Raw genomic sequence first — 10,074 nt, forward strand, 5'->3', positions numbered from 1 at the left:
CGTCAGGGCGATCTCGTCGCGGTTGCCGGGATCGAGGACATCTACATCGGCGAGACGCTGGCCGACCCGGAGAATCCGGTCGCGCTGCCGATCATCGAAGTCGACGAGCCGGCGCTGTCGATGACGATCGGAATCAACACCTCACCGCTCGCCGGGCGGGAAGGCAAGAAGTTGACCGCGCGGCTGGTGAAGGCCCGGCTCGACCAGGAGCTCGTCGGCAACGTGTCGATGCGCGTCCTGCCGACCGAGCGTCCCGACGCCTGGGAGGTTCAGGGCCGCGGCGAGTTGCAGCTGGCGATCCTCGTCGAGCAGATGCGCCGGGAGGGCTTCGAACTCACCGTCGGCAAGCCGGTCGTGTTGACCAAGGAGATCGACGGCAAGGTGCACGAGCCGGTCGAGCGCGTCACGATCGACGTTCCCGACGAATACATGGGAGCGGTGACGCAGCTGCTCGCGACGCGCAAGGGACGCATGCAGAACATGGGCGGAACCGGATGGATCCGGCTCGACTACCTCGTCCCGGCGCGTGGACTCATCGGCTTCCGAACCGAGTTCATGACCGAGACGCGTGGCACGGGCGTCCTTTCGCACACCTCGGAGGGCTACGAGCCGTGGGCCGGCGAGATCCGTGCCCGCGCCCAGGGCGTGCTCGTCGCCGACCGCACCGGGCCGGTCACGAACTACTCGATGATCAACCTGCAGGAGCGTTCGACCCTCATGGTGTCGGCCGGCCAGGAGGTCTACAGCGGGATGATCGTCGGCGAGAACTCCCGCGCCGGTGACATGGACGTGAACATCTGCAAGGAGAAGAAGCAGACCAACGTGCGCGCGTCGTCGTCGGATCAGACCGTCAACGTCACGCCGCCGAAGCTGCTCTCGCTCGAAGGTGCGCTGGAGTTCATCAGCATCGACGAATGTGTCGAGGTCACCCCCTCGAACATCCGGATCCGCAAGGTCGAACTCGACCCCACGATCCGCAACCGCGCCGCCAAGAAGGCCGCCCACGCCGACTGATCGTGCCGGGACGTGACGGTCAGACCCGTGACGTCACGCTAGGGGCCGGTGACGAGAGCGCCGTCCGGTTCGTGGAGGCTGCTGGCGATGTTGTCCTGGTGGTGCAGTGCGACGGCTTCCCAGGCGAGCAGGCCGACCCGGCAGCGTTCCCAGTGGTTGCCGTAGACCTCGCACTCGCTGGCACCGTCCTGGACGACGCACCCGCTGTCGCCATCGGTGACCGCGTTGCCGTCGACAACCGCCTGCGTTCCGCCGTCGACGTCGACGGCCCGCATCGTCCAGGTGATCCGGTTGCCGTGGACGTGGGCACTCTCGCAATGGTCGAGATGGATTCCCCAACTTCCTGCGGAGATCGTGTTGCCGTGGACGTTCGAGCCGGTCGTCTCGTTCAGCCGGATCGAGCAGAGGTGGCCCGACAAGCGATTCGAATCGATGACGTGTCCGCCACCTCGGCGCAGGTCGATGCCCACGTCGTCGCGACCTCCTGCGAGGTTGCACCGGGAGACGTGGAGTCGGTCGGCGTTCGTCCCGACGAGCCCCGTCGCCGTGACGGCGCGAAGCAGCACGTCGTCGGCTCGGACCTCGACAACCCCCTTGACCGTGCAGCCGAGCACCGTTGCGGAGTTTCCCGTGACCACGACGGGCACCGCGTTTCCGGTGACGTGCGCGTGTTCGAGTCGAGCGTTCTCGCCGAGGTCGACGGCCGGTCCCGACTCGCCGGAGAGAGCTCCGGGTCCAGCGACCGCGATCGTCGTGCGATCCGGGCCGAGCCCGCGGACGACGACACCGGGAGGGACCGAAGCCGGACCCTCGTACACCCCGTCCCCGAGTTGCACGATCGCGCCGGGTCTGACGTCCGCGAGCAGCGGTGCGAGCGGAACCGGCGATGGCGGCGGCGACTCGAACAACTCGTCGGGACGGTCGGCGACGTCGAGTGAGATGCGGTACATCGCAACGTCGGGTCCGGACGGGCGGGTTCCCGCGGGGTGCCGTTCGATGTGCAGTCCGTCGGTGTCCTGGTACCAGGTCATCTCGGCGTCCCGGTCGCCGACGAGTTCGACGGTGCGAACCTTCCATGCAGCGCTGTGCAACTCGGCCAGACGGCCGTGTCCGGCGACGTCGATCGCGAGCACCTGTCCGTCGTCGGCGACGTATCGCACGTCGCCGTCGCCCCAGACGGTCCACGGCCTGGTCCCTGCGAGCGTCGGTCCGTACGCTCGGATCCATCGTCCCGCATCACGAATCGGACCGGCCTGTTCCGGGAGAACGATCCCGTCGGCGTCGGGGCCGACCGCGAGCAACAGGTTGCCGCCCTTGGCCACGACCTCGGTGTAGAGGGCGACGACGCCGCGTGCGGTCAGCCGGTGCTCGTCGCGTTCGGCCCGGTTGTATCCCAGGCTGGCGCCGAGCCCGCGGATGAGCTGCCACGGACCGTCGACGATGTCGTCGGGCGGTTGGCCGTGGAATGTCCGAACTCGCCCCGCGGCCTCGTCGATCGAGTCCGCGGAAGTCCCCCACCCGTCGTCGATCACGATGTCGACATCGATTCGACGCACCCCGGCGAGGAGGTCCGTCGTGTCCGGCGCGACCCCGTCCTCGGTGAGACGCCGCCCGTCGCAGCAGAGCATCGCCGATCCATGCCGGTCGACGAGGTCGATGATCTGCGACTCCGCCTCCCCGGCGTCGACGAGTGAGTAGAAGCTCCCGAGTTCGATGCCGTGGCGCTCGCACGCCGCGGCGTACTCGCTCATCACGTCGCGATGCGGTCCGTCCTCGGTCAGCGGACGGGTCGACCCCGGCGCGTCCCACCACGTCCAGCCATCGTCGTACTTCGCGACCAGGATCGAGTAGTTCGCGCCGGAGTCCGACACGAGTTGTGCCCAGTCCTCGGCGTCGAACCGTTCGTAGGTGAGCAGCGGGACGAAGTCGTCGAACGTCGCGACGTGGCCCCAGCGATCCCGGTGGTGCGCGAGTACCTCGACGAGCGGTGTGGTCGGATCCGAGGTTCCGGGAGGCGCTTCACCCAGCAGTCTCTGGTACTGCGCGGCATCGGCACCGATCGGTGCCCAGCCAGGGACGCTCGCGGGGCTGGCATGGACGAACAGCCCGAATCGTCGCTCGCTCCACCATGCCGGCATCGTCATCGGAGACCGAGTCTCGCGCGTCGTCCCTCCCGCGATTCAACGAAGGGCCTCCGATTGAAGGTCCGCATCGCGGCGGATCTATCGTCACCTCGATGAAGCTCTCGATGATGATCAACTACTCCGGTGATTTCCACGCCGACGTCGCGAAGGTCGTGGAACTGGAGAAGGCCGGCCTCGACGTGGTGTGGGTGCCGGAGGCGTACAGCTACGACGCCGTTTCCCAGATGGGCTACCTCGCGGCGAAGACCGACACGATCGAGATCGGCTCCGCGATCATGAACGTCTTCTCGCGGACGGCGACGTGCATGGCGCAGACCGCCGCAGGTCTGGACTACGTGTCGGGCGGACGGTTCATCCTGGGTCTCGGTGCATCGGGTCCGCAGGTGATCGAGGGCTTCCACGGCGTGCCCTACGAGAAGCCGATGCCGCGGATCCGTGACTACATCAACGTCTGCCGGATGACGCTCAAGCGGGAGAAGGTCGTCTACGACGGCCCGACCGTCCAGGTTCCCCTTCCCGAGGGCGAAGGCACCGGGCTCGGAAAGCCGCTGAAGCTGATCAACCACCCGGTACGTGACACGGTCCCGATCTTCTGGGCCAGCCTGATGGGTCTCTCCGTCAAGGCGACAGCGCAGCACGCCGACGGATGGCTGCCGATCTTCTTCGACCCCGAGAAGTTCCACGATGTCTGGGGTGACGAGATCAAGGCGGGCACCGCCGAGCGCGATGCCGACCTCGGCCAATTGCAGATCTCCGCCGGTGGCATGGTCGCGATCGGCGAGGAACTCGTCGGCGACAAGGCGAATGCGATCCTCGACTTCGCCCGTCCGTCGACCGCGCTCTACGTGGGTGGCATGGGTGCGCGCGACAAGAACTTCTACAACACGATCATGCAGAAGTACGGCTACGTCGACGAGGCGATCGCGATCCAGGACAACTACCTGTCCGGCGAGAAGGAGAAGGCGGCGTCGCTCGTGCCGAGCGAGATGCTGGCGAACACGAACCTCGTCGGGCCGAAGAGCTTCGTGAAGGAGCGCCTCGCCGCGTACAGCGAAGCCGGGGTCACCCACCTCAGCGTCAACGCGGTCGGCGCGGACCCGGTCTCGACGATCGAAGAACTCAAGACGCTCCTTCCCTGATCTCTGAGTTCAGACCATGCCGCGGAGCCACCAGAGGCTGAGCGACCAGGCGGCCGTGAGCAGGAGGAACGCGGCGAGCGCCCAGCGCCAGGTGAGTTCCTTGGTGATCTCGATCTCTTCGCCGAGCGTGTCGCCGAGGCTGTCGCGAACTTCGTCGTACGCATCGGCCAGCGCATCGCCGGACTGTGCCTCGTACGCCTGGCCACCGGTCATCTCCGCGACGGTTTCGAGTTCGTCGGGCACGACGGGGACCGGGTAGATCTCGCCGTTGATCGGATCGGTGATGAATCCGTCGGCGGTTCCGAATGCGATCGTGAACACCGGAACACCTGCGTCGGCCGCGACCTCGGCTCCGACGATGGTCGGCTGTCCGATGGTCGTTTCGCCGTCGGTGAGGAGCACGATCGCGCCCGGCGCGAGATCGTCATCGGGTGCCGACTCGTCGTCCTGGTCGTCGGCGGCGTCGGTGAGCAGGTTGGTCGACACGATGATCGCGTCGCCGATCGCCGTCGACTCGTCGAGTTCCAGACCATCGACCCGATCGTTCACCCGGTCACGATCGAGTGTCGGCTCGACCTGTACGCGGACGACGCCGGCGAACGACACGAGACCGACCTCGACGTCGTCGTCGACCTCATCGATGAAGTCCCGGGCGGCCACTTTCGCGGCCTCCAGACGGTTGGGAGCGACGTCGGTGGCCTCCATCGACAGCGACACGTCGAACAGCACGAGGATCCGACCCTCGCTGCGGGTCCGCTCGGACGTGTGCTCGACGGGCCGCGCGATCGCGATGACCGCCACCGCCAATCCGAGGAGCTGAAGGGCCGCGACCACGTGGCGCCGCCAGTGCGGCCGCTTCGGGGCCACGCGGTCGAGCAGATCGACCTGAGTGAAGCGCACTTGCGCCGCCTTGCGCCACACCAGCGACGCGACGTAGCCGGCACCGAGCGCCACGACGATGAGGAGGAGCCACAGTCGTTCCGGGTCGAGGAAGTCGGGAAGGATGGCGCCGGTCACGCGGGTACCGAGCAGGGTGGAACTCACCGAGGCATCACCCCGCCGCGTACCGCCTGGACTCGCTTGCGCTGGACGTGGGTGATGATGGAAGCGAGCCAATCGTCGGCAGTCGACAACTCGACGATCTCGGCATGGGCGCGCCTCAGTCCGGCAAGTCGTCGGGCCCGCTCCTCGGCGGCAGCCTCGGCGAATCGGCGTTGCACCTTGGCGGTCACACGCACCTCACGGCCGTGTCCGGTCGAGGGGTCGACGAGTTGGACGAGGCCGATCGGCGGGACATCGAACTCGCGAGGGTCCGACACCACGAGGGCGAGGAGTTCGTGGCGCAATCCAGCCCGACCGAGCGGTTGGATCCACTGTTCACCGGTGAAGTCCGACACCACGGCCACGAAGCCGCGTCGGTTGGCGATCGCTCCCACCCGGTCGATCGCTCCCGCGAGGTCGGCCAGGCCGGCACCATCAGCAGGCGGCGCCGACGCGAGCGATGCCAGGATCGCGCGGACCTGGTTCACTCCGGCCCGGGGAGGCATCACGTGCAACCGTCGGCCGGCGACGAGCACCGCTCCGAGCCGGTTCTGGGCCCGAGCCGTGAGGAAACCCACCGTGGCGGCTGCGGCCATCGCGGTCTGCGCCTTGTCGTTCTGCTGGGTGCCGAAGTCCATCGTGGCCGACACGTCGACGACGAGCCACGCCAGCAGGTCACGGTCGGCGATCTGCTCGCGGATGTAGGTCTCGTTCGTGCGGGCGGTGACGTTCCAATCGATCCGGCGGACGTCGTCTCCGGGTTGGTACAGCCGCGACTCGCCGGGCTCGGAACCGTGTCCGGGCGTGAGTCCCTGGTGGTTGCCGTGCAGCACCCCGTCGAGACGGCGGGTGATCATCAGCTCGAGTGATCGGAGGTGCTCGGCGACGGAATCAGGAGTCGGGCCCTGGACCCACCCTCCCGCCGTCGACCGCGGGGTCGCCGGCGGAAGCTCTGTCGGGGGAGCGGTCGGGCTCGACGAGGTCGGCTGCACACTCAGCTCCGCGAGAACGCGTCGTTCGGCTTCGGCGAGACCCAGTGGGCGGGTACGGCCGCCAGCATCCGGTTGATGATGTCGTCGGTCGTGATGTCCTGGGCCAGTGCGTCGTAGGTGAGGAGCAGGCGGTGGCGCAGGATCTCCGGTGCGAGGTCGAACACGTCCTGAGGCGTGGCGTAGGTGCGGCCGCGGAGCAGCGCGAGCGCCCGGGCGCCACGCACGAGGTTGATCGTGGCGCGGGGGCTGGCCCCGAGGCCGATGATGTCGTCGAGGTCACCGAGGTTGAAGCGCCCGGGGTTGCGCGTGCACTGCACGAGGTCGACCGCGTACTGCGCCACCGACCGGTCGACGAACACCTCGTCGGCACGGTGCTGCAACTGGATCAACTCGTCGAGCGTGATCACCTGCTCGGGGACCGGAAGCGACGTGGTGATGCCCATCCGGTCCAGGATCGTGAGCTCCTCGTCCGGCGTCGGGTGATCGAGCACGATCTTCATCATGAATCGGTCGCGCTGCGCGTCGGGAAGGTTGTAGACGCCCTCGGATTCGATCGGGTTCTGCGTCGCGACCACGAAGAACGGCTCGGGCACCGGGTGGGTCACGCCACCGATCGTCACCTGTTGCTCGGCCATCACTTCGAGCAGCGCGGACTGGACCTTTGCCGGTGCCCGGTTGATCTCGTCGGTGAGGAGGAAGTTCACGAACACCGGGCCGAACTCCACGTCGAAGGTCTCGCTGCTGCCCCGGTAGATCCGCGTGCCGACGATGTCGGACGGCAGCAGGTCCGGAGTGAACTGGATGCGTGCGAAGGTGCCGCCGACCACGTTCGCGAGAGTCTCCGCGGCGAGTGTCTTCGCGAGCCCTGGGACGGATTCGAGGAGGCAGTGTCCACGGCACAGGACGCCCACCAGCAACCGTTCGAGCAGGCGGGTCTGGCCGACGATCACCTTGCGCAGCTCGAAGAAGACCTTCTCGAAGGTTTCCGCCGTGTGCTGATCGTCCATCGGAGAAGGCGGCGTCTCGTGCGTCATCGCCGTCGAAACTACTGGCAGAGGAGGCGGAACATCCGGCGACGAGCCGGTGTCGTCCGGTGACCGTATCGTGGTGCTCATGGGTGACGACACCGTGCGCGACGAGGATCCGGTCGACGCTCCCTTCGACGAGCACGAATGGCAGCGAATCGAGGACGAAGAGGTCCTCGCGAAACAGCGCAGGTCCGCGATCGAGGCCGGCCGACGCAAAGGCGGTGTCGCCGGTGCCGCAATGGCGGGCGCCATGCTGGCGTTGTCGGAGATCTACGAGGGTCCGAAGAAGGACGAGATGGTTGCCGTGTCGGAGAGTCCCGACGAGCCGGGTGACATCGACGAGGACGGCATCACGGTCACCGTCGGCGACGTCGACGTGGAGGCCAAGCTCCCCGACGCCGACTCGTGAAATGTGCGTTGGTGACAGTCACCAACACAGATTTCAGGATCGGTAGGCGCCGGGACGGGTGAGCAGGCGGCGATGCCAGCGTGACGGGGTGAGCGCGACGGCACGCGGTTCGTCCTCGAACATCCAGCGCGCGAAGTTGCGCCGGCCCCAGGATCCGCTGGCCTCGATGACGCGGATCGCGCCGCGTGCGCCCCACGGTTTCGCCAGCACGCTCCCGAGCGCGAGCGACATTCGGTGGTCGGCGACCAAGTGGTGCTGGACCTCGCGGGTGTAGATCCGCGTCGCGTCGTCCGGGCGAGACGCGCCCGCAGCCACGAGCGCCTCGGCCGCGATCCGTCCGGTGAGCAGCGCCTGGCCGATTCCCTCGCCGGTCATCACGTCCGTCGCCGCTGCGGCGTCGCCGACGAACAGCACCCGCCCCGAGGTCAGGGGCAGCGAATCGATGCGCGCCGGGATCGGCCAAGCGGTGTGGCGATCCTCCATCGTGAACCCGTCGCCGAGCGCCTCGACGATGTGCGGACGAGCGAGCAGGTCCGGCCAGATCGCCTTGATCTCCTTACCCGTGCGGCTCCCGTCGCGGAGGACGCCGAACCCGATGTTCGCCCGGTTGCCCGGCAACGGGAAGGACCAGGCGTAGCCGGGCAGAAGGTCCGGATCGAACCACACGTGGAGCTCGTGGGCGGCGGTGCCGGTGACGTCCGATGCGTACTGGCGAAACCCGTGCCATTCGCCGAGGTAGCCGGGGTCGTTCGAGCCGGTCGCCTTGCGAACCGGGCTCCACATGCCGTCGGCGGCGATGACGTAGCGGGTGTCGATCGTCAGGTCGTCTGCTTCGACGGTGACCACGTCGTCGGATTCGGAACGACTCGTGTCCAGCGCTCGGAAACCGTGGCCGTCGCGGACATCCGCGCCGGCATCCCGGGCGAGGTCGAGCAGCGCCGAGTCGAGTTCGAGTCGTGGTGCGACGGCGGCATACCGGCCGTCGGTCGGTAGTGGCACGGTCACCTGCCGGCCCGATGGTGACCGCAGCACGGCGCCGTTCACGTCGAACCAGTTGTCCACGCGGCCGGGGTCGAGGCCGAGTTGCTCGAGTTCTCGCAGCGCGAGCGTGGTCAATCCGTCGCCGCAGCACTTGTCGCGTGGGAACACCGCCTTGTCGATGATGACGACCGATCGGCCGGACCGGCAGAGCTCGATCGCCGCCGCGCTTCCGGCCGGTCCACCTCCCACGATCACGACGTCGGCCGACAAGTTCTCCTGCGTCATCGCCCAGGAGGCTACGGGCGACGAGGTCCGGTCGGGTCGGCTTCGTGGGACCGGATCGGGGCCGCCTACGTTTCGGGACATGAGTGGATTGTGTGAAGGCAGGGTCGTCATCGTCACCGGGGCCGGTCGCGGCATCGGACGCGAACATGCACTGAGCCTGGCGCGTCAAGGTGCCAAGGTCGTGGTGAACGATCTCGGTGGAGCGATGGACGGGACCGGCGACGATCGTTCACCGGCGCAGCAGGTGGTCGAGGAGATCACCGCAGCCGGTGGCGAGGCGATCGCCAACGGCGAGAGCGTGTCGGATTGGGACGGCGCGAAGCGCATGGTCGACCAGGCGATCGACACCTTCGGAGACCTCCACGGCGTGGTCAACAACGCCGGGATCCTGCGCGACCGGATGCTGGCGAACATGAGCGAAGACGAGTGGGACGCGGTGATCGACGTGCACCTCAAAGGGACGTTCGCGCCGGCGCGTCACGCTGCGGCGTACTGGCGTGAACAGTCGAAGGCCGGCAAGGAGGTGTCCGGTCGGATCGTCAACACGGCGTCGGTGTCGGGGATCTACGGCAACCCGGGCCAGACGAACTACGGGGCGGCGAAGGCGGGGATCGCGTCGTTCACGAACATCGCCGCGCTCGAACTGGCGCGCTACGGGGTGACGGTCAACGCGGTGGCGCCGGTCGCTCTGACGCGGATGACCGAAGGACTCGGCCCGGCGCCCGAGACCGACGAGGAGCGCGAGGCCCGGTCGCCGAAATGGATCGCGCCGATCGTCACGTGGCTCTGCTCGGAGGAGGCAGCGGGTGTGACCGGCCGGGTGTTCGAGGCGTCGGGTCAGTTCCTCGCCGTCGCCGAGCCGTGGGTGCGTGGTCCGTCGATCGACCCGATCGAGGATCCGACACTTCTCGGGGCGGCCGTCGAAGGCCTGCTCGCCGAGGCCCGCGGCAACACGGGCATGAACGGCGTCACCGGCGGACCACCCCAGAACCTCGTCGCCGGCCTCGGCTGAGCGTTACGTAACGGGTCAGACCCGTCACG

9 protein-coding genes are annotated in these 10,074 nt (G+C 67.8%); 4 read left to right on the plus strand and 5 right to left on the minus strand.

The window, feature by feature from the left end:
- On the plus strand, positions 1–1,014 hold a 1,014-nt coding region (locus ON45_RS13340), incomplete at its 5' end, for a GTP-binding protein (RefSeq protein WP_040494487.1).
- Between the two features lie 38 nt (positions 1,015–1,052).
- Here the strand turns inward: ON45_RS13340 and ON45_RS13345 are convergent.
- Positions 1,053–3,158, minus strand: a complete 2,106-nt coding sequence (locus tag ON45_RS13345; RefSeq protein ID WP_040494488.1) for an alpha-L-fucosidase — start codon at positions 3,156–3,158, stop codon at positions 1,053–1,055.
- A gap of 92 nt (positions 3,159–3,250) precedes the next feature.
- Between ON45_RS13345 and ON45_RS13350 the strand changes: the two genes are divergently transcribed.
- Positions 3,251–4,297, plus strand: coding sequence for an LLM class F420-dependent oxidoreductase (locus ON45_RS13350; RefSeq protein ID WP_040494489.1), 1,047 nt, complete (start codon positions 3,251–3,253; stop codon positions 4,295–4,297).
- Between the two features lie 9 nt (positions 4,298–4,306).
- Here the strand turns inward: ON45_RS13350 and ON45_RS13355 are convergent, their stop codons facing one another.
- Genes ON45_RS13355 through ON45_RS13365 form a run of 3 tightly spaced genes read right to left on the minus strand, consistent with a single transcriptional unit; the run spans position 4,307 to position 7,364 of the window.
- On the minus strand, positions 4,307–5,341 hold the full coding sequence (locus ON45_RS13355; RefSeq protein WP_051063034.1) for a VWA domain-containing protein: 1,035 nt from the start codon (positions 5,339–5,341) through the stop codon (positions 4,307–4,309).
- Positions 5,338–6,330, minus strand: a complete 993-nt coding sequence (locus tag ON45_RS13360) for a DUF58 domain-containing protein (protein WP_051063035.1) — start codon at positions 6,328–6,330, stop codon at positions 5,338–5,340. Before ON45_RS13360 ends, ON45_RS13355 begins: the two co-directional genes overlap by 4 nt.
- Positions 6,331–6,332: 2 nt before the next feature.
- A complete protein-coding gene (locus tag ON45_RS13365; RefSeq protein ID WP_083914959.1) occupies positions 6,333–7,364 on the minus strand; it encodes an AAA family ATPase in 1,032 nt (343 codons plus the stop codon).
- 79 nt (positions 7,365–7,443) lie between these two features.
- Between ON45_RS13365 and ON45_RS13370 the strand changes: the two genes are divergently transcribed.
- A complete protein-coding gene (locus tag ON45_RS13370; RefSeq protein ID WP_040494491.1) occupies positions 7,444–7,767 on the plus strand; it encodes a hypothetical protein in 324 nt (107 codons plus the stop codon).
- A 33-nt stretch (positions 7,768–7,800) separates the two neighbouring features.
- Here the strand turns inward: ON45_RS13370 and ON45_RS13375 are convergent, their stop codons facing one another.
- Entirely contained in the window at positions 7,801–9,033 is a 1,233-nt protein-coding gene (locus ON45_RS13375) for an NAD(P)/FAD-dependent oxidoreductase (RefSeq protein ID WP_051063036.1), read from the minus strand.
- Positions 9,034–9,112: 79 nt separating this feature from the next.
- Here ON45_RS13375 and ON45_RS13380 point away from each other — a divergent pair, with 79 nt between their 5' ends.
- Positions 9,113–10,045, plus strand: coding sequence for an SDR family oxidoreductase (locus tag ON45_RS13380; protein ID WP_040494492.1), 933 nt, complete (start codon positions 9,113–9,115; stop codon positions 10,043–10,045).
- The last annotated feature ends 29 nt before the right edge of the window (positions 10,046–10,074 follow it).

The organism is Ilumatobacter nonamiensis YM16-303, assembly GCF_000350145.1.
In the GTDB taxonomy this organism is placed as follows: domain Bacteria; phylum Actinomycetota; class Acidimicrobiia; order Acidimicrobiales; family Ilumatobacteraceae; genus Ilumatobacter_A; species Ilumatobacter_A nonamiensis.